The organism is Lutimaribacter marinistellae (assembly GCF_042648365.1).
Lineage (GTDB): Bacteria > Pseudomonadota > Alphaproteobacteria > Rhodobacterales > Rhodobacteraceae > Lutimaribacter_A > Lutimaribacter_A marinistellae.
This window is the reverse complement of the sequence record NZ_JBHRXI010000015.1, coordinates 36,228-53,943: the sequence shown is the minus strand read 5'-3', so window position 1 is coordinate 53,943 and position 17,716 is coordinate 36,228. Positions and strand designations below refer to the sequence as shown.

The following is a 17,716-nucleotide window of genomic DNA, read 5'->3' as shown; positions in this document are numbered from 1 at the left end:
GGACACTTTGGTCAAGCTGATAGATCTTGGCGCGCTTGATGTCGGTGAAGGTTCGAAAGGAGCCTTCATTGACGCGCTATGCGACCAGCTCGGCTTCGATTACGCCTCTTACGCGACGCTGAACGCTCTTCACGGCGATGTGCAAGGCTACGCCAATTATCCGGATGAGTGGAAGCTGCATTACGGCAAGCAAGGCTACCATCACGTCGACCCGACGATTTACACATCTTGCCAAAGCGTGGCACCGGTTGACTGGGGCCGCTTTGATCGTGACGCCAAGTTCCAGGCAGTGTTTCGTGACGCGCATGATTTCGGAATCACCAAGCGCGGCCTGACAGTTCCCATTCGTGGCCCCTACGGCGAAGTTGGGCTGCTGAGCGTTACCCGCAAATGCTCGGACCGGGAATGGTCCTTGCAGAAAAAAGATATCATGGGGCACCTTCAGGTTGCTGCCGTTCACATGCATGACAAGGTGATGGCATCCGGGGTTCTGGCCAAGGCCCTCTACCGCCCTGCCCTGTCGTCCCGCGAGGTCGAGATCCTGCAATGGGTTGCCGAAGGCAAATCACAACAGGATATCGGTGACATCCTGACGATATCGCATCGAACTGTCGAAGTGCATTTGCGGTCCGGCCGTGACAAACTCGGCGCTTTGACGACAGCGCAGGCCGTGGGCCGTGCTATCGGTATGGGCCTGATCCACCCGGGCTAACCGCGAAAAACCTATCCATGTCAGTCAGTTGATCCGCCGTGCAAGCAGAGTGCGGTCGCAAATGCATTGGCACGTAGCGTCACATTCCCCCGGCATACGGGAAAACCCCAATAGCCCTGATCGCCAGGATTGGTAACCATCATGTTACCACTCAGAACAACTGGTAGGGGGAATACCATATGATTATCGTGATCGACGCCTTGAACAAACACTCATTCGCTCCGGTTCTGGACGAGATGCATCGTCTGCGCGCAAGGGTGTTCGAAGGACGTCTTGGTTGGGACGTCAATGTCGTGGACGGAATGGAAAAGGACCGGTTCGATGAACTGAATCCTGTTCATGTCGTCAGCCTGGATGATGGCGGGCATGTCGTCGGTTGCATGCGGTTGCTGCAGACCACGGGTCCGCACATGCTGGCAGATGTCTTCCACTCGATTCTGGACGGCGAGCCCCCGCTACGAAGCGCGCAGATCTGGGAAGCGACGCGCTTTTGCGTAGACACCAAGCGACTGATGACCGGACGCGGACGAAACACCGTCTCCTACGTCACGAGCGAGGTGATGATCGGTGCCTTTGAATACGCGCAAGAGGCCGGGGTTCTGGATGCCGTTGCGGTGATCGACCCGGTCATGAACCGCGTTCTGCAACGCTCGGGCAATGCACCGGTCGACTATGTCGGCACCGCGAAACCCATGGGCAAGGTCACTGCGATGGCCGCTCTAATGGATTGCTCCGACGAGCGTATTTCCGCGATCCGGGACTACGCCGGAATTGAACATGATGTATTTCTCAGCGAGGACGAAGCCTTGAAACTCTTTGCCTGGAACGAAGCAGCACCCCAGATACCAAGCCCGGCAAACAGCGATCACAAACCGCTCAGCACGCTCGAAAGGTATTTCGTGGAGCAAATGCGCGAAGCCAAAACCGCGCAAGAAAGACAGGCGGTTCTGGACCTCATCGAGGCGCTCTCCGACCGCTACGCCATCAAGAAGCGTGTGCTGGAGAACACGGCCCCCATTGCGCTTGCACACGAGGCTTAACCCCCCCCCCTACGCCTTGTCAGCAAGCAAAAGGAGCCGCCCTTGGTAAAGGCGGCTCCGCTCAAGGCCGCCGCTCCGTAATCTCCCCGGCGGAGCGGCGGTCGCGGGACTACCGTGAAGCCCCGCGCCTAGTCGGTCACTCTTCTTCTAGTGCCTCGACCGCTTTTTGCAGGTCGTCTTTCGACACTTCTTTTTCTGTCAGAGTCGCCTGCTCAAAGACGTGGTCGACAACCTTGTCTTCGAAGATCGGCGCACGCAGCTGCTGCTGCATCTGCTGGTTCTGCTGCACGAATTCAAAGAACTGGCGTTCCTGTCCGGGATACTGACGGGCCTGGTTCATCACGGCCTGCGTCATCTCGGCGTCGCTCACCTCGACCTCGGCCTTCTGACCAAGATCAGCCAGCAGCAGCCCGAGGCGCACGCGGCGCTCGGCCAGGGTCTTGTGTTCGTCGGTCGGCTCGATCTCGCCGTGTTCGTGGCCCTGAACCTCGGGGTTTTCCTCGTGCCACAGCTGGTGCGCGATCTGCTTGGCCTCGGCGTCAACCAGAGACGGCGGCAGATCGAAGCTGACGATATCGTCCAGCTTGTCCAGCAGTTCGCGCTTCATCACGGCGCGCGCCGCACCCGAATACTCGGCTTCCAGCCGCTCGCGGATCTGCCCCTTGAGCGCGTCGAGATCCTCGGCGCCGTACTTCTTGGCAAGCTCGTCATCGACCTCGGCCGCCTTCGGCGCCTTGACCTCTTTCACGGTGCACGAGAAGACCGCTTCCTTACCGGCGAGATGCTCGGCCTGGTACTCCTCGGGGAAGCTGACGGTGACATCCTTGTCTTCGCCCGCCTTTGCACCGACCAGCTGCTCTTCGAAACCCGGGATGAAGGAGTTCGAACCCAGCACCAGCGGATAATCCTCGGCGGAGCCGCCATCGAATGCCTCGCCGTCGATCTTGCCGACGAAATCGATGACAACCTGATCTCCGTCCTCGGCAGCGGCACCCTCTTCGCGCGCTTCGAAATCCTTGGCGTTATCGGCCAGGTTGGCCAGCGCCTCGTCGACTTCGGCATCGCCGGCCTTGACCACCAGCTTCTCGATCGAGATCGAGGAGAGGTCGACATCGGGAATCTCGGGCAGCTTTTCATAGGACATTTCGACATGCACGTCGTCGCCCTCTTTCCAGTCCTCGTTGGTCATCTTGACCTCGGGCTGGAGCGCAGGCCGGTCGCCGCTGTCCTCGAAATGCTTGGTCATGGCGCCGTCGATACTTTCCTGCATCGCTTCGCCCATCAGACGCTGACCGAACTGTTTCTTGAGCAGAGCCATGGGCACCTTGCCCTTGCGAAAGCCCTTCATCTCTACCTCGGGCTGCGCCTCGGCGAGCTTCTCGTTGACCTTGGCGTCCAGTTCATCGGCCGTCACGGTTATGGCATAGCCGCGCTTCAGGCCTTCGTTCAGCGTCTCTGTTACCTGCATTGGTCTTCCCTATAAGTTTAGAGGCGCGCGTCCATGACGCGCGCCGGGCAAATTTGATGCCTTCTATTTGCCCTGCCCCGCGCGCGCAAGAGGGGTTTGGCGCGCGTGGGCTTGCAATCGGCTTTCGAACGCTGACGCGATCAGAACTTCCAGCGTGCGCCCAGCAGCCAGGACGAAACATCCTGGTAGTTGGTGGCAACCTCATCAAAGCTGTGATTGCGGTATGTCAGGTAAGCCTCGACATTCGCGTCTTCGAACTCCTGCAGAACGCCGACGCCCCAGGCTTCGCTGTCCGAGCCGACCGAGTTGTAGTCCTTGCCCGAGTAGTAGTCGATGCCGAAGCTGGTGGTCCCGACAGCCAGGAAGTTCGCATCATACGCCGCCTGAACGTACCAGTAGCTGGGATCCGTGGCGCCCGGCCGCTTGTCGTTTTGGTCGCCATATGCGGCTGCAAAGGCCAGACCGACGGGCAAGGTGATGGCACCCGAAGCAATGAAGGAGTCCGTGTTCTCGGTGCCGGGACGATCACGCCACTGGTAGGCCAGCGCACCTTCGAACTCGATACCATTGGCAAACTCGTTCTCATACATCAGCGCGATGTCTGCGAACTTGTCGTCGGGCTGCGGGTTGGCAAGAATGTTCTTACCGTATGCGACGGCCACCGAGAAACCGTTGAAGGTCGGAGAGTCGTACCGGATCCGGCCGCGACGCGAACCGTCGAAGTTGTCAAAAACATCGCCGATGGTCACACCGGACAGCGCGCCGCCAGCCGTGCGGAACTGGTACAGACCGTTGCCGTCGCCAGTGTAGGAATACATCGGCAGGGAAATCGCACCACCGGCGATCTCAGCCGCGCCATCGGCGGACATGCTGCCCTGACCGGCAGACAGTGTACCCCAGTCGCCACTCAGCGAGAAATCGATGTGACGCAGGTCGGTCCGCGACCAGCTCGAAACACCTGTCGAGCCATTCTGGTCGTATTCCGACGTCGCCGGGAAACCGAGCGCGGTTTCAAAGCGGAACCGGAATTCCATGCCGCCCTGCAGGGGCTGCATCAAACGCAAGCCGACGCGGCTGTTGGATACGTCGGAGTCGGCGAACTGGTTGTAGCTGTCAACGCCGTCGTCAACCGCGCTGAAGCCGGGGTGGAACTGACCATACAGAAGGACGTAGCCGCCGGACGCGTTTTCGTACTTCAGCTCGGCTGCAGCCGGCGCAGCTGCTACCAGCGCGCAGACCGCAACGGCGGATTTGAATTTCAGGTTCTTTGCCATTTGAACACCACTCTTGGTTTCAGTCATAGGAGGAGGAGGACTTGTGACCGGGCACCAGTTACCTTGGACTCGCCGGGACTTATGAAAACAGTGCACGGCACCCGCTTCCGGCCATCGAGGGGGCTGGCCGGATCACCGTGTGCCATGATGTTAGCAAAACACCCAAACAGTTTTGTGTAATCACCAACGCGCATTTCCCACGTGCAGCATTTTCAACATCCCCCAAACAATCCGTTGCGTTAGCGCGGAACATTCGGGCGGGTTTGCGAGTTGCAACCTTACCGAAAAACCGAACTTCGTTGAGGGAGAAACGGATCATGTTGGGACATCCTGACGAGACCGGCGTCGCTCGTGACATCCAACCGGAGAAATGGCAAGCAACGGTTTTGTGACGAGGCAAGAAAATTCCGATCACAATTTCATGCGAATATCTGAATGGTTTTGTTGGAGAATTGTGTCCGCAGACTTTTTTTTGACAACTCACGCGCGGGACTCCAAGGGTGCTGAAAGGCTGGACAACCAAGTGAGGCGACGCGCCGTGGCGCGCCGTGTCGAGGGCTGCGACTACTGTCCTGTAAAGCAGGTTGTCGACAGCTTACCCGTCGAGAACCAGAACCAGTCCGCCCTTCAAACGATCTACGTTGCCAAAGCCCTGAGTCGCATCGTTCTGGCTTTGCACAGCAGCGCGGTCTTGCAGTCCAGCGCCCTGCCCGCGGCCGCAAGACCTTTCGGCACATACGCCTTGACCAATTCAGCACTCCAAATCTTCACGCACTGTGCGTAAACGAGCAGCACAGCCTGGTTTGGGATGTCGCCGGATCAACGGGTTTGGACCATAGTCGTAAATCCGAACACGCAAGTCACCGAAGTTTTCTAGCCGAAAGGCGGTTATGGCCGCCTCAACGCTATCATAATGCGACATGCAGATCCTAGGGGTCTGACCAGATTCTCTTCCGTTGCGGGGCAAGAAAATGCAATGGCTCCCAACCGCTGGCCCAGACATGGGATTTGGCGTCACGGCCCATTTACAAAGTGGTTGGAGAGGAAGATGGCTCCGGCGGTAGGGATCGAACCTACGACCAATTGATTAACAGTCAACTGCTCTACCGCTGAGCTACGCCGGAACGGTGGGCGCCGTATAGCAATGGCTTTCGGGGGCGTCCAGAGGGTCATGACGATTTTTTGGCCGCGATTTTTGATACCGCATCCAGCACGCTCTTACAGGCTGTAGATGCGATTGATCGGAGTTTCTCTCGAACCTCGTCTGCGCTTGATCCGCCTGCAACGCACTGATAGATGATCGCGCACCACGTCCGGATATGGGCCGGATTTGCGAGCGTGGCGAAACTGGTAGACGCGCTGGATTTAGGTTCCAGTGGGGTGAAATCCGTGTCGGTTCGAGTCCGACCGCTCGCACCATCCAAGAAATCAAGACCCTGATTTCAAAGACTTCCCGATTTCGGTGATGTTTTCTGCACGATATCCGAGCTGCGCATCTCGATCAGGTCATTCCCTGAAAAGCGGTCCGCCTACCCGTGCGCTGTCGAACCTGACTGTTGGCAAGTCGTCGGGGTTGAGGTTGCCAGGATACTTCGATGCCCTTCGAGTCGTTGCCGGAGTATCGACAATGTGCGACTGGAACTGGGCGTATCGGCGTGTCCTGCCAATCGCTTTCTGAGCCAACACAGGTCTACCCAGGCCAAGAACCAAAAAGCCGACTCGACGAAGCGCGCCTAACTGGCGTTGTCATCGAACCGAGTAGACCATATTGCCGACAAGGCCATCCTTCCTTGACGACTATACTGAACGAAGAGGCACAATCGCCCCGAATGCGTTTCCGGAAACTCCGTCCGATAACACAGGCTGCGCGCATCCCCGGACAAAGGTTCGATCCGGTTACCGTCGCGATCCAAAACCGAGGCGTTGTGAGGCAGAAGTGCGGGATCGCCGCCGATAAATGAGCTTACGGCTGTGTCAAACGTCTCAACCAAGTCTTCTTGGGCGCCATGGATGTGAGCGTCCTCGCGATGACGCTCTTCCTAGGGACAGGATGGTTTTTGCCGCCCCCAGCGAAAACGCGATCCCACCCCCGCATTGTTTTGCCATGTTTTCATACATCAGTCTGATGATCGTCCGCAGCGGGCCAACGGAAAAGACGGCGCCACCCGCGTGTGTGGCATGGCCGTCTTGGATGGTTGTGCTGAGCATCAATGAGCGGGCTTTCCAACTGGATGCCCTGTGCCCGATGATCGGGATAGTCCTTTTATCCAACGGGATTAACCGCGATTCTGGCTACCGATTGTCCACGAAGTTGCCAGGGTCGCAGCTCTAGGCGACCCGAAACGTGGTGACGAGGTCGAACTACGGCAAGGTCGCTTAAAAAACACTAACGCACACAGGATGAAAGCTGTCATCCTTACCCAGGGTCACAACCTGCTGCAAAACACTTTGATATGGCACTCGTGCGAGGGAAAAAGATGAGACGACTTCTGTCATCAACCGCTTCATTCATTCTAATCGCAGGAACCGCACTCGCGACTGATGGTGTGCCGAGCCAAGAAGCCGCCGAAGGCACTTTCAAAGCGCCGCCGTTCTCACCCTACGCCAACCGAACGATACCTGAGCGACCTCTTTGGGGCGACACCCACCTTCATACTGGTCTGTCATTGGATGCGGGTGCCTTTGGAAACACGCTCTTGCCGGATGAGGCCTGGCGATTTGCGAAGGGTGAACAAGTCATCTCTTCCACGGGTCAGCCCGTACGCCTTGCGCGACCACTCGACTGGATGGTGTTGACCGATCACACGGATCTCATGGGGTTCGCACCTGATCTTCAGGCTGGCAAACCAGGTGTTCTGGCCGATCCCAAAGGGCGTGAATGGTACGAGGGCTATTCCAAAGGAGGTGCGGCGGCAGGAGAGACCGCGTTTGACCTCATCACCAATTTCTCGCAGGGCACTCTGCCGGAGTTGCTGCTCAATTCGTACAGCCCAGGTGCGGACGCTTTCGCATTCACTTGGGAGCACATAGTAGACGCTGCCGAACGTCACAACGAGCCCGGGACCTTCACGGCTTTCATCGGGTTCGAATGGACTTCCGTTCCAAAGGGTTTCAACCTCCACCGCAACGTTATGCTTCGGGATGGCGGCGTGCGGGCAAAGCAAGTCGTACCCCCGGTTACTCAAGCTCCGTTCGGAGATACCAACCCCGACAGCCTGTATGACTGGTTGGAGATGTACGAAGAAAAGACTGGTGGTCGCGCGGTATCTTTCTCCCACAATGGAAATCTCTCTAATGGGTGGATGTTTCCCATCGATAAAAGGTACCACGGTGAGACGGTGGATCAGACCTATGTGGAGCGCCGCGCGAGGTGGGAGCCGCACTACGAGGTCACTCAGATCAAGGGGGACGGCGAAGCACACCCAGCGCTAAGCCCTGAAGATGCGTTCGCCGACTATGAAAACTGGGATGTCGGCAACCTGGACCTTACAGAACTCAAGACCCCCGAAATGCTAGCTGGTGAGTATGCACGGGAAGCCTTGAAACGGGGTTTGATGCTGGAAGAAAAGTTCGGAGTGAATCCTTACAAGTTTGGCATGGGTGGGGCGACGGACAGCCACACCTCATTGACCACCGCTGAAGAAGAGAATTTCTTTAGCAAATCCGTCAGCGTTGAACCGTCGCCGAACCGAATTCAACACCCTTTCGTCAAGAGTGCTCTGGGTGAAATCCCGGGCCATCTGTTGGTGGCTTCCGGATACACCGCCGTCTGGGCAACCGAAAACACGCGCGCCGCCATCTTTGATGCATTCAAACGGCGTGAGACCTATGCCACAACAGGGCCGCGCATCGGACTGCGCTTTTTCGGTGGTTGGGACTTCACCGAAAACGACCTGCGCACTCGGATGCCTGCCGAGATCGGCTACTCCAAGGGGGTTCCCATGGGCGGGGATATGCGCCCACGTGAGGGCGATGGCGCTCCCAACTTCCTGATCTTTGCGTTGCGGGATCCGATTGGTGCCAATCTAGATCGACTTCAGATCATCAAGGGTTGGCTAGATAGCGACGGAGAACTGCAAGAGAAGGTATATGACGTTGCTTGGTCAGGGGACCGTGTCGCTGACGAGGATGGCAATGTGCCTTCCGTAGGCAACACTGTTGATCTCGAAACCGCAAGTTGGAGCAACTCGATCGGAACGTCAGAACTGGCGGTCGTCTGGACCGATCCCGATTTCAACGCTGCCGAACGAGCATTCTACTATGTGCGCGCTTTGGAGATACCAACGCCTCGTTGGGTCGTGTACGACAAGGTCCGCTTCGGAATTGAGCTGCCGGAAGAGGCTCAACTGATACATCAGGAACGCGCCTACTCCTCACCAATCTGGTATACACCAAAGGACTAGTGTCAGGACCCATACCCAGTATCCACTCAAGACACGCGGATCATCGACGCCAGGATTGCCCTTGGATTCGGGAGATATGGGGCGAGGAACGCCATTGTCGCATCTCTCGGCCAGAAGAAGGCAGACACGTCACCGCTCTGTTTTTGCCCGATGAATCATGCCGCCAATCGAAAATCGATGGGGCCAGAACCTGAACATAGCGATGGACCAATTCGGTTGGGGAAACTCAGTTCGCCGAAAGCCGGCAGCGCCCCTTCCACGCTTGATCGAGATCATTGCTCGGACGCTACCGGTTGGCTTGCATTGTGCGTATCCCCGAGTGGCAAAAAATGTCTCAAGAATGGCGGCTCTCGCGCTCCGAACGCCTGGCCAGATGCTGAGGTGGTTCTTCAGATGGGCGCATGACCAGCCCGGACTGGTCCGGATTTCGATCGCGGTGGCGGTCGGGGCGGTGTCGGGCTGGATATCCAATGAACTGGGCAATTTCCAGAAACCGCTGCATCCTTGTGCGACAGTAGGTTGGGCTCTTGCCTTCTTCATCGGGATCTTTCAGCGGAACCGCCTGCATCGCACCTTGTCCTTTGCAGTATCCCGAACAACTAATGAAACCTCGCCGCGTGGCGAACCAGTTGTCATCGGCTGCATCACCATGTCTCGCGCCGGCCCGAATTTCTTGCTGACCAAGGTCGCAGCGCCCCACCATCGTCTGACCCGGCCAATCTGTCTGGGTGGCGTTTCCGCGCTCGGGTACGCCTTGATGAAGCTCTACCCGCCCATCCGGCAGCAATCCGAAGGCCTGTCATGACGGGTCGGAGTTATCATGACTTCACGACCTTTGCGCGAGCCTATGCTTGGTTCCGCACCCGGAGACTGGACGCCACAAGGCCCGAGATCGCTCAGGCGGCCACGCTGCGCCGCCTTGTGCGCCATGCCGTGCAAACCGTCTTTGGCAGGGCGCATCGGTTCAGCGCAATCGACGGGATCGAACCTTACCAGCGCCAGGTTCCAATTCGTGACTACGAAACATTCTGGGAAACGTGGTGGCAACCGGATTACCCGAAGCTCGTCGATGTCTGCTGGCCCGGGAAAATTCCCTTCTTCACTATGACTTCCGGAACCACGACAGGGCGGTCGAAATACATCCCATACACCTTCGAGATGCGTCGCGCAGCAATACGTGGGCTCGTTGACCCGCTGTGTTTCCACCTGATCCGGCGACCGGATAGCCGGTTGTTCGGTGGCGCCGTGCTTGGCCTTACGGGACCAGTGAAACTCTCGCCGGTCAGCGATGGCGCGGATGCCGCCGCAGTCAGCGCCGTCACGGCCGCCGCCCTGCCGGGTTGGCTACGACATAGGGTCCTGCCCGCCGGAGAACTCGCCAACCTGGAGGATTGGCAGGAAAAGATCCAGCGGCTAGCCCCTCTTTCGCTGACCAGCGACGTGCGGATGCTGGCCGGATCACCGAACTGGTTGCTGATCTTTCTGGCTGAAGTAGCAAGGCAGGGCTGTACTGGGACAAGCCGGTTGGCAGACTGGTATCCGGATCTGGAACTCATCGTGCATGGCGGGGTCAATTTCACCCCGTATCGGGATCGGTTCCGCGCGTTGCTGGAAGGCAGCCATGCCGAAACCCGTGAAATGTACTCTGCATCCGAAGGCGTGTTTGCTTATGCCGATCGGGTGGACGGCGACGGGTTGCGGCTGAATCTGGACGGCCGGATTTTCTATGAATTCGTCCCGCCCGAGCAGCTGGACGATGCGAACCCGGATCGTCGCTGGATCGGAAACGTCGATATCGGGGTCGATTATGCGTTGATTATCACAACGGCGGCGGGCCTGTGGTCTTATGCTGTCGGCGATATCGTGCGCTTCGTCGATCTCTGGCCGCCCCGTCTGATCGTGTCGGGTCGGGTCCAGCAAGGGTTGTCGGTCTTTGGCGAACACCTTCTCGAAATCGAACTGGCCGAGGCCGTGGCGCACGCAGCCCGTGCCGTGAACCTGACGGCCCTAGACTATACCGTGGGTTCCCTCCAGGGATCCGCCGGCGGACATCACGCATTTCTCGTCGAACCAGACAAACAAGTTGCCGATAACGTGGCGGGCAGAATGGCCGAGGCGATCGACTCCCGGCTATGTGATCTGAACAAGGATTACCACGAACTTCGCAAGGACGGAGCACTCGGCGCGCCCGAGGTTCGACTGGTGCCGCCCGGCGGCTTTGCCAGATGGATGAGGCTGCGGCGCAATCTGGGAGGACAGAACAAGCTTCCTCGGATTGTTATCGATCCAGACCTCTTCGCTGACATCAGAAACATCGCCCTGAAGGATAAAGGACGTAGCGAATGACTGGTGACCTTTTCTGGAGCGAACCCGAAACCGGGCGAACCATCACCTGCTCGCATCACCCCTCGAAACAAACGGTCGCCTTGCTGGAGAGCACCATCTGGGGCAGCCGTGCAACCCGTTACCGGATCATCGGCATAACGGGCAAGCTCGCCCGCCTGCGCGAACCGCGTTACTTCGTGCTGTCCGAAAACGGTCGTGAACTCTGCGTCTTTGTCCTCGATTTCTGCCGCAAAAAGGTGATGGACCAAGACTGTGGCGCCTGGCACTTCGTCATGGCTTCGACAGTACCGGACCGGCAGAACGAAGGCTTGGCCGGACTTCTCATCGAACATGTGCGGGATTATTGCGTGGCTACTGTGGGACGCCCGGGTTTCGGCTTTGCCTATGTCGAGGCCAGTACCGAGTATTCGCTGAAACTTTCAGAGCAGATCGGCCATGCTGTCGAAGCCGAGATTCCCCTGACACTGTTTTCACGCCTTCATGCGCGCGCCGACCCAAGGGTATCACGATTGCGCGCGGAAGAATCTCATATAGTGTTGAACCGCTTGCAGTCCCTTTACGCGAGCCACGAACTGAACGATTTTGCCACTGCATTGAACCCCGAGGAATACTTGGCGCTTCGCGATCAGAATGGCCTTGTGGCGGGTGCTCAGACCGAAGTGTTGCGCTGGTCAGTTCAGTCCCTACCCGGTCCGACAGGACGCCTGCTATTGAACGTGCTCCCCAGGGTACCGGGCCTCAACCGCATGATTGACCTGCGGGATCTGCGCATTGTCCGTTTCGGGAACATCCTGATGCCGGACGGGGCCGAGGACGCACTGTTCCGGGTGCTTGAAACGGCGCTGTCCGTGCATCGGACAAAGGTGGGCCTGATCTTGTTGGACGCGCGAAGCCCGGAGCTGGAGCGACTGCGCGGACATGGCAGTTTCGGCCTGCTATCGGGCGCGCTGAAAGGTTCGGTCAAGCTGCATATCGACGTGGTCGGCATGGAGAAGCACATGCTCACACGCTTGAGACAGCAACCGCTGCTGGTCAGTGCCGCGGATGTGTTCTGAAGATCACGCATCGCTGCGCACAAGCCAGCGACCCAGCGGACCGGGCATCAGTTTGAAACCGGTGGCTATGACCTTGTTGAGCAGCCCGGGAACGCAGACCGCCTTGTTGCGCTCGACGGCGGCGATTGCAACTCTGGCGACGTCTTCAGGTCGGCTCCACATCCAGCGCGGGACCTCCACAGACTCCACGCTACCACCCGCAGCCTTCTGAAAGCTGGTTTCGGTGAAGCCCGGGCACAGCGCGGTGACATGCACGCCGCCAGACCGCAACTCTTCCCGTATGGCCAGTGAGAACTGGTAAAGAAAGGATTTGACCGGATAATAAAGGGTCCCGCCCGCGTGGGGCGGCAACAAAGCCGACAGCGAAGCGACGTTTATGATTTCTCCACCGCCTTGCCGGACCATAGACGGGGCGAAGAGCTGTGTCAGATGCACCGGGGCCGTGGCCATGACCTCTATCGTGGCCCGGTGCCGCGCCCAGTTTACGTCACACAGATTGCCTGGCACTCCGAAACCGGCATTGTTGATGAGGGTTTTGATGCTGATACCCCGGTCTTCAACTTCCTGCCAAAGCCGTTTGGGGGCTGCGGGATCGGACAGATCGGCGGACAGCGTCAAGGCTTTGATGCTCTGCGATGCGGACAAGATATCGGCCACCTCCTGCAACGGCTCTTCCCGCCTGGCAACCAAAACAAGGTCGTGGCCCCGTCTGGCGTAGGCATTAGCAAAAGCCCGACCGATACCGGCCGAGGCACCGGTGATGAGAACCGCACCGTCATCGCGGTTCGGCATTTAGCTTGCGCCTTGCTTACGCCACTCGCCAAGGCATTTCAGCAAGTAGTCGATCTGGTCGCGCTCATGTTCACAGGTCATCACGAAACGGATCCTTGCCATGCCCAGCGCGACGGCCGGATAGCGCGCATGCGGTGCGACAATGCCGCGGTGCCTCAAGTACCGGGTAACCTCGGCGGCCTTCAACTCGTCACCGATCAGCGCAGGAACGATATGGGCTTCACTGCCTAGCGTGTCATAGCCGAGCGATTCAACCTCCCGCCGGAAGTAGAAAGCGTTCTCCATCGCCTTTTCCCGCCGCCATGCTTCGCGTTCGGCCACGTCGATAGCCTCGGCAACGCCTGCGGCAATCGCCGGGGGCAACGGTGCCGAAAAGATATACGTTCGGGCAGAAATACGAAGAAAATCAACGATATCCCTGTCCCCTGCCACGTAGCCGCCAATACCGCCGAATGCCTTGGTGAACGTACCCATCTGAAGATCAACTTCGCTCGGCGGCACGCCATGATGCTCAAGGCTGCCTCGGCCGTTCTCACCCAGCATCCCGACCCCGTGCGCATCGTCGATCATGAGCATCGCCCCGTATTCTCGAGACAGCCGCGCGAGTTCGGGTATCGGTGCGATGTCGCCATCCATACTGAAGACGCCATCGCTGATGATGAACTTCGACTCCTTGTCCGACCTCGCCAGCTGGTCGGCCAGAACCGAAGTGTTTTTGTGCGGGAACTTGCAGATTTCCGCCTGCGCGAGTCGCACGCCGTCGACCACGCTCGCGTGATTCAGTTCCTCGCTGAACACGTCCCAGCCTGCTTCCTTTTCAGTCGATGACGACGCGCTCGAACCTCCCAGATGTGCTTCGGCAATCGACTGCAACAGGTCGACCTTCATCAGAGCGGGGATTGCACCGACATTGGCCATGTAGCCGGCAGCAAAGCAAATCGCGTCTTCGCGACCCAGGTGTTCGGCGATGCGATGTTCCAGGGCCCGGTGGACGTCGATATTGGCCGCCATCTGGCGCGATCCGCCTGATCCGAGCCCATAGCGGTCCAGTGCCTTCTTGGCCGCTTCCTTGACCTCGGGGTGATTGGAAAGGCCCAAAAGGTTGTTGGAGCAAAAAAGCAAGTGATCGCGACCGTCGACCCAGATCACGGGCTCGGTCGTGGCGCTGTTGACGATCGGGTTCTTCGGATAAAGGTCGGATGCTTTCACCATCCGGACCAGCGCCTTGATCCTGTCGGCCGGAGACTGGGCATTTCCTGACATAACTGTCCTCCCCTGGCGGGCTACGACGGTTCGAGTCTAGCGCTGGCCGTCCAAGATTGAGTTGATTTGAGTCATGGAGGCCGCGAAGGGCTCGGCGCCAAAATCGGGCATGGTTCAACAGCAGGTCGGGCTGCAACCGTGATCGAAACCGCACCCACCATACCGATGGCCCTCGCCGAACGGGTGCGGATGACACCCGGCGCGGTTGCCTATCGCGATGCCACCATCGGCAGCGCTTGGCGTGACATCTCTTGGTCCGAGCTAGCACAACGGGTAACACGACGCCGGGCCGCCTTGGCCATGGCCAAGCTGAAACCCGGGGACAGGGTTGCGATCTTCCTGTCGAACGGGATCGAATGGGTGATCACGGATCTCGCAGCGATGGCGCAAGGGCTGGTGACGGTCCCGCTCTACGTACGAGACAGCGCTTTGCGTAACGGACGAAGCACACCGATGGAACGCGCTTGAACACGGAGCCAAGGATTTGCCAAGCATTCGGCAAGTCTGGGTCCTGTCCGCCCAAACGCAAGCAATCGACCCGCGCATGCGCCCTTGTCCCGATTACGAACCAGAAAGAAAGTTGGCTGCTGTGCCGTCGGTTTCCAGCCAACTTGCAACAATCATTTACACCTCGGGTACAACCGGTCCGCCCATGGGTGTGATGCTGAGCCACAATGCGCTTCATTGGAATGCCCGTGCCGTGGACGAGTTGAGCCGGACGACCTCTTTCTGTCGATTCTTCCACTGGCTCACGCGTTCGAAAGAACACTCGGCCGGCTATGCCCGATGTTGAATGGCGCAACCGTGGTTTTTGCGCATTCGATCGAAACACTGGCCAAGGATCTTGCCGACCAGAAGCCGACGATAATGCTGGCAGTCCTGCGTCTTTTTGAAAAAGCTCATCACAAGGCAGTCGAACGGGCTCAGGCGACGGCACTTGGCGGCCCGCTGCCAAGAAACACCAAATGGATAGGTTGGGTTCGCCACCTTGCGGCTCAGGGCAACGGCCCTCCGCTCAACCTTGTTGATCGAGTCTTCTGGACGCTTATCGGACAACGCTTGGCTAACCGGGTCAGAGCGGGATTTGGCGGGCGGCTTCGTCTGGTTCTCAGCGGAGGCCCGCCATTATCCAAGGCAACTTACCGGTTCATGGCAGCGATGGAGATCCCCCTGATCGAAGGCTACGGATTGACCGAGGCCGGCCCAGCCGTCACAGGCTCCACTCTCGCCGATCGCAGTTTTGGCAGTGTGGGCCGACCGTTGCCGGGCGCCGAGGTCAGGCTGGGCGACCGGCAGGAATTGATGGTGCGCCCGCCCGGGGTGATGATGGGATATTGGCGCAACCCTGATGCGAGTGAAGAGACTGTTGACAAAGAGGGCTGGCTGCACACGGGTGACGTCGCCTATATCGTCGAAGGACGCGTGAATATCCTTGGCCGCCTCAAGGATTTACTGGTGTTTTCAACCGGAGAGAACGTCAACCCGGCACCGATTGAAACGGCGGTTCTAACCGATCCCTTGATCGACCAGGCTTGCATTCTGGGGGATAGTAAGCCTTGGTGTTCTGCGGTCGTCGTGGTCGATGCGGACCGGTTTCACAATTGGGCGAAACGTGTTTGCCCCGAGGCGCAGAGCGTCAATGATCGCGGGCTGAGCGCTGCGCTGACCAAACGGCTGTCGGACAGGATGGAACGCGTGCCACCTTTTGCACGCATTCGCGCTGTTTACATCGAGACGCACCCCTGGAGCCTGGAAAGCGGCCTGATAACGCCGACGCTAAAAGCCAAACATTCAAGGATTGCGGTCCACTACGCCCAGAAGCTTGAGTATCTGTATTCCCGGGATGACGGTCAGAAACAACGATCTTTGCCGGGCATTCGAAGCACGATCCGAAACGATGCGTCCTTGGTTGGCCGAAGAGTGTTCATGGATCCGACGGCATTTTTGATCTCCGAGTTTCTATGCCCACGTAGTTTTGTCGATCTGAGTTCGGAAGTGCGTCTGTTTTGGTGCCGTTGGAATCGGGAAAGCTGTATTGGCCAAAGTGACTGCTACGCCCGAGAAGGATAAGCTTGGAGTGTCAGACCAGTATCACCGCCCAAACCGACGATGTTCACAAAGACAAGCATCGAACTCTTTGTTCAAGGTTTCGCACCGGGCTGAACTTGGTCAGCTTGCAGCCACGCCCAGTCGCGAAATCAGGCGGTTTCTGGATAAGGACCCTTCTGCTATTCAGTAGGTCAGTACGGGCATAAGCCCACTCAAACTTGCCGCCGACAACACGACCGCGTGGCCTCGTAGCTCGTGGTCGCCATGTCCCGCAACCACGTCGGAAAGAGGAAGGCGAAACTCCTTCACAGTGTGGCGCCTCAATAAACCGCGAAGGTACAGACCGTTTGCGCCGTTCAACATGTGCAGACCTTTGACTTTGCAACAGATGCCTCCGGGCAGGGCTTTAGGGCTCAACATGCGCGCAATGGTTTTCGCCTGGTTGACGATGCCGCTCTTCTTCGCCGCAGTGAACGGCGCATGACAGGACCGATGTACTACCCTGCGACGCTGGAGCGCTACAACTGTACGCCCTTTGTCAGTGCCCCGTCGATCACGAGGTTTGTGCCGGTGGTGAAACTGGACGCCGGGCTCGACAGGAAAACGACACCGCGCGCGATTTCTTCGGGCCTGCCCATGCGCCCGGTAGGGTTCGCTGCAAGAGCTTCGGAGAAAAGATCGGGATTGTTCCGTTCTATGTTCTCCCACACACCACCGGGAAAGTACGTGTTTCCGGGCGAGACGGTATTTGCCCGGATACCGCTGCCGGCGAGTTTCATCGCAAGGCCTTGCGCATAGTGCACGAGCGCGGCTTTGAAGGCACCGTAGGCCGGACCGGTGAAATCGACCTCGCGCCCCGAGACCGACGAAATCAGTGTGATCGCCGCCGCGTTCGAGCGTTGAAGGAACGGCATCGCCGAATTCACAAGGCGCACCGAATGCATCATGTCGACCTCGAAACTCGCATCCCACGCTACTTCGTCCTCGGAAACCGCCAAGGCCGAGACATTGCCCACGACGATGTCGATCCCATTAAGTGCCGCCGCCGAGTCCTTCACCCAGGATTGCAAGGCATGACCATTCGCGACATCCACGCCACGTCCGATCGCGGTGACACCCTTGGTTTTGAGCACGGCGAGTGTCTCTGTCACTCCCGCATTATCGCGGGCACATATCGCGACATTGGCCCCTTCCTCGGCAAATATCTCGGCGCATTGGCGCCCGATACCCTTGGTGCCGCCAGTGATCAGCACGTTCCGCCCCTTGAGCCCAAGATCCATCTGATACCCCTTTTCCCCGCCTCAAAGGCCAAAA

At 58.5% G+C, this 17,716-nt stretch carries 13 protein-coding genes, 2 tRNA genes and 1 pseudogene; 10 read left to right on the top strand and 6 right to left on the bottom strand.

Annotated elements, in window-relative coordinates:
* The first annotated feature begins 7 nt into the window (after positions 1-7).
* A complete protein-coding gene (locus tag ACFORG_RS13765) occupies positions 8-712 on the top strand; it encodes an autoinducer binding domain-containing protein (RefSeq protein WP_386736112.1) in 705 nt (234 codons plus the stop codon).
* A gap of 179 nt (positions 713-891) precedes the next feature.
* Positions 892-1,752 carry an acyl-homoserine-lactone synthase gene (locus ACFORG_RS13760; protein ID WP_386736111.1) on the top strand — a complete coding sequence of 287 codons (861 nt, stop codon included), beginning with the start codon at positions 892-894 and terminating at the stop codon, positions 1,750-1,752.
* A gap of 136 nt (positions 1,753-1,888) precedes the next feature.
* Here ACFORG_RS13760 and tig read toward each other — a convergent pair whose 3' ends face one another.
* From tig to ACFORG_RS13745, 3 genes are all read right to left on the bottom strand, one after another.
* Complete coding sequence (gene tig / locus ACFORG_RS13755) at positions 1,889-3,220, bottom strand: trigger factor (protein WP_386736110.1); 1,332 nt, start codon at positions 3,218-3,220, stop codon at positions 1,889-1,891.
* A gap of 140 nt (positions 3,221-3,360) precedes the next feature.
* Positions 3,361-4,494 (bottom strand): porin, encoded by a 1,134-nt coding sequence (locus tag ACFORG_RS13750; protein ID WP_386736109.1) that lies wholly within the window; start codon positions 4,492-4,494, stop codon positions 3,361-3,363.
* A gap of 1,049 nt (positions 4,495-5,543) precedes the next feature.
* Positions 5,544-5,618 (bottom strand) — tRNA-Asn (locus ACFORG_RS13745).
* A 208-nt stretch (positions 5,619-5,826) separates the two neighbouring features.
* Here ACFORG_RS13745 and ACFORG_RS13740 point away from each other — a divergent pair.
* From ACFORG_RS13740 to ACFORG_RS13720, 5 genes are all read left to right on the top strand, one after another.
* Positions 5,827-5,913: transfer RNA gene (locus tag ACFORG_RS13740), tRNA-Leu, on the top strand.
* A 1,058-nt stretch (positions 5,914-6,971) separates the two neighbouring features.
* The gene (locus ACFORG_RS13735) at positions 6,972-8,897 is read left to right on the top strand and encodes a DUF3604 domain-containing protein (RefSeq protein ID WP_386736108.1); all 1,926 of its coding nucleotides are present in this window, start codon (positions 6,972-6,974) and stop codon (positions 8,895-8,897) included.
* Between the two features lie 373 nt (positions 8,898-9,270).
* On the top strand, positions 9,271-9,702 hold the full coding sequence (locus ACFORG_RS13730) for a hypothetical protein (RefSeq protein WP_386736107.1): 432 nt from the start codon (positions 9,271-9,273) through the stop codon (positions 9,700-9,702).
* Positions 9,699-11,243 carry a GH3 family domain-containing protein gene (locus ACFORG_RS13725; protein ID WP_386736106.1) on the top strand — a complete coding sequence of 515 codons (1,545 nt, stop codon included), beginning with the start codon at positions 9,699-9,701 and terminating at the stop codon, positions 11,241-11,243. The genes ACFORG_RS13730 and ACFORG_RS13725 overlap by 4 nt, the downstream gene beginning before the upstream one ends.
* Positions 11,240-12,298, top strand: coding sequence for a hypothetical protein (locus tag ACFORG_RS13720; RefSeq protein ID WP_386736105.1), 1,059 nt, complete (start codon positions 11,240-11,242; stop codon positions 12,296-12,298). Before ACFORG_RS13725 ends, ACFORG_RS13720 begins: the two co-directional genes overlap by 4 nt.
* A gap of 3 nt (positions 12,299-12,301) precedes the next feature.
* On the opposite strand, the gene ACFORG_RS13715 is transcribed toward ACFORG_RS13720, so the two are convergent.
* Both ACFORG_RS13715 and ACFORG_RS13710 read right to left on the bottom strand, forming a co-directional pair.
* Entirely contained in the window at positions 12,302-13,090 is a 789-nt protein-coding gene (locus ACFORG_RS13715) for an SDR family NAD(P)-dependent oxidoreductase (protein ID WP_386736104.1), read from the bottom strand.
* The gene (locus ACFORG_RS13710) at positions 13,091-14,353 is read right to left on the bottom strand and encodes an aminotransferase class I/II-fold pyridoxal phosphate-dependent enzyme (RefSeq protein ID WP_386736103.1); all 1,263 of its coding nucleotides are present in this window, start codon (positions 14,351-14,353) and stop codon (positions 13,091-13,093) included. It lies immediately after the preceding gene.
* Between the two features lie 138 nt (positions 14,354-14,491).
* Here ACFORG_RS13710 and ACFORG_RS13705 point away from each other — a divergent pair, with 138 nt between their 5' ends.
* The 3 genes and pseudogenes from ACFORG_RS13705 (at position 14,492) to ACFORG_RS23815 (ending at position 16,423) form a co-directional block, all read left to right on the top strand.
* Positions 14,492-14,821, top strand: a complete 330-nt coding sequence (locus ACFORG_RS13705) for an AMP-binding protein (protein WP_386736102.1) — start codon at positions 14,492-14,494, stop codon at positions 14,819-14,821.
* A 16-nt stretch (positions 14,822-14,837) separates the two neighbouring features.
* Positions 14,838-15,631 (top strand): annotated as a pseudogene (locus ACFORG_RS23820) (AMP-binding protein); the annotation flags it as partial.
* Between the two features lie 24 nt (positions 15,632-15,655).
* The gene (locus ACFORG_RS23815; protein WP_449284307.1) at positions 15,656-16,423 is read left to right on the top strand and encodes a hypothetical protein; all 768 of its coding nucleotides are present in this window, start codon (positions 15,656-15,658) and stop codon (positions 16,421-16,423) included.
* 497 nt (positions 16,424-16,920) lie between these two features.
* Here the strand turns inward: ACFORG_RS23815 and ACFORG_RS13695 are convergent, their stop codons facing one another.
* Positions 16,921-17,682 (bottom strand): SDR family NAD(P)-dependent oxidoreductase, encoded by a 762-nt coding sequence (locus ACFORG_RS13695; RefSeq protein WP_386736101.1) that lies wholly within the window; start codon positions 17,680-17,682, stop codon positions 16,921-16,923.
* Positions 17,683-17,716: the final 34 nt, after the last annotated feature.

Excerpts from the sequence above, each read along its gene's own strand:
- ACFORG_RS13760 (WP_386736111.1), top strand. The coding sequence starts at position 892 with ATGATTATCGTGATCGACGCCTTGAACAAACACTCATTCGCTCCGGTT.
- tig (WP_386736110.1), bottom strand. The coding sequence starts at position 3,220 with ATGCAGGTAACAGAGACGCTGAACGAAGGCCTGAAGCGCGGCTATGCC.
- ACFORG_RS13750 (WP_386736109.1), bottom strand. The coding sequence starts at position 4,494 with ATGGCAAAGAACCTGAAATTCAAATCCGCCGTTGCGGTCTGCGCGCTG.
- ACFORG_RS13735 (WP_386736108.1), top strand. The coding sequence starts at position 6,972 with ATGAGACGACTTCTGTCATCAACCGCTTCATTCATTCTAATCGCAGGA.
- ACFORG_RS13730 (WP_386736107.1), top strand. The coding sequence starts at position 9,271 with ATGCTGAGGTGGTTCTTCAGATGGGCGCATGACCAGCCCGGACTGGTC.
- ACFORG_RS13725 (WP_386736106.1), top strand. The coding sequence starts at position 9,699 with ATGACGGGTCGGAGTTATCATGACTTCACGACCTTTGCGCGAGCCTAT.
- ACFORG_RS13720 (WP_386736105.1), top strand. The coding sequence starts at position 11,240 with ATGACTGGTGACCTTTTCTGGAGCGAACCCGAAACCGGGCGAACCATC.
- ACFORG_RS13715 (WP_386736104.1), bottom strand. The coding sequence starts at position 13,090 with ATGCCGAACCGCGATGACGGTGCGGTTCTCATCACCGGTGCCTCGGCC.
- ACFORG_RS13710 (WP_386736103.1), bottom strand. The coding sequence starts at position 14,353 with ATGTCAGGAAATGCCCAGTCTCCGGCCGACAGGATCAAGGCGCTGGTC.
- ACFORG_RS23815 (WP_449284307.1), top strand. The coding sequence starts at position 15,656 with ATGGTGCGCCCGCCCGGGGTGATGATGGGATATTGGCGCAACCCTGAT.
- ACFORG_RS13695 (WP_386736101.1), bottom strand. The coding sequence starts at position 17,682 with ATGGATCTTGGGCTCAAGGGGCGGAACGTGCTGATCACTGGCGGCACC.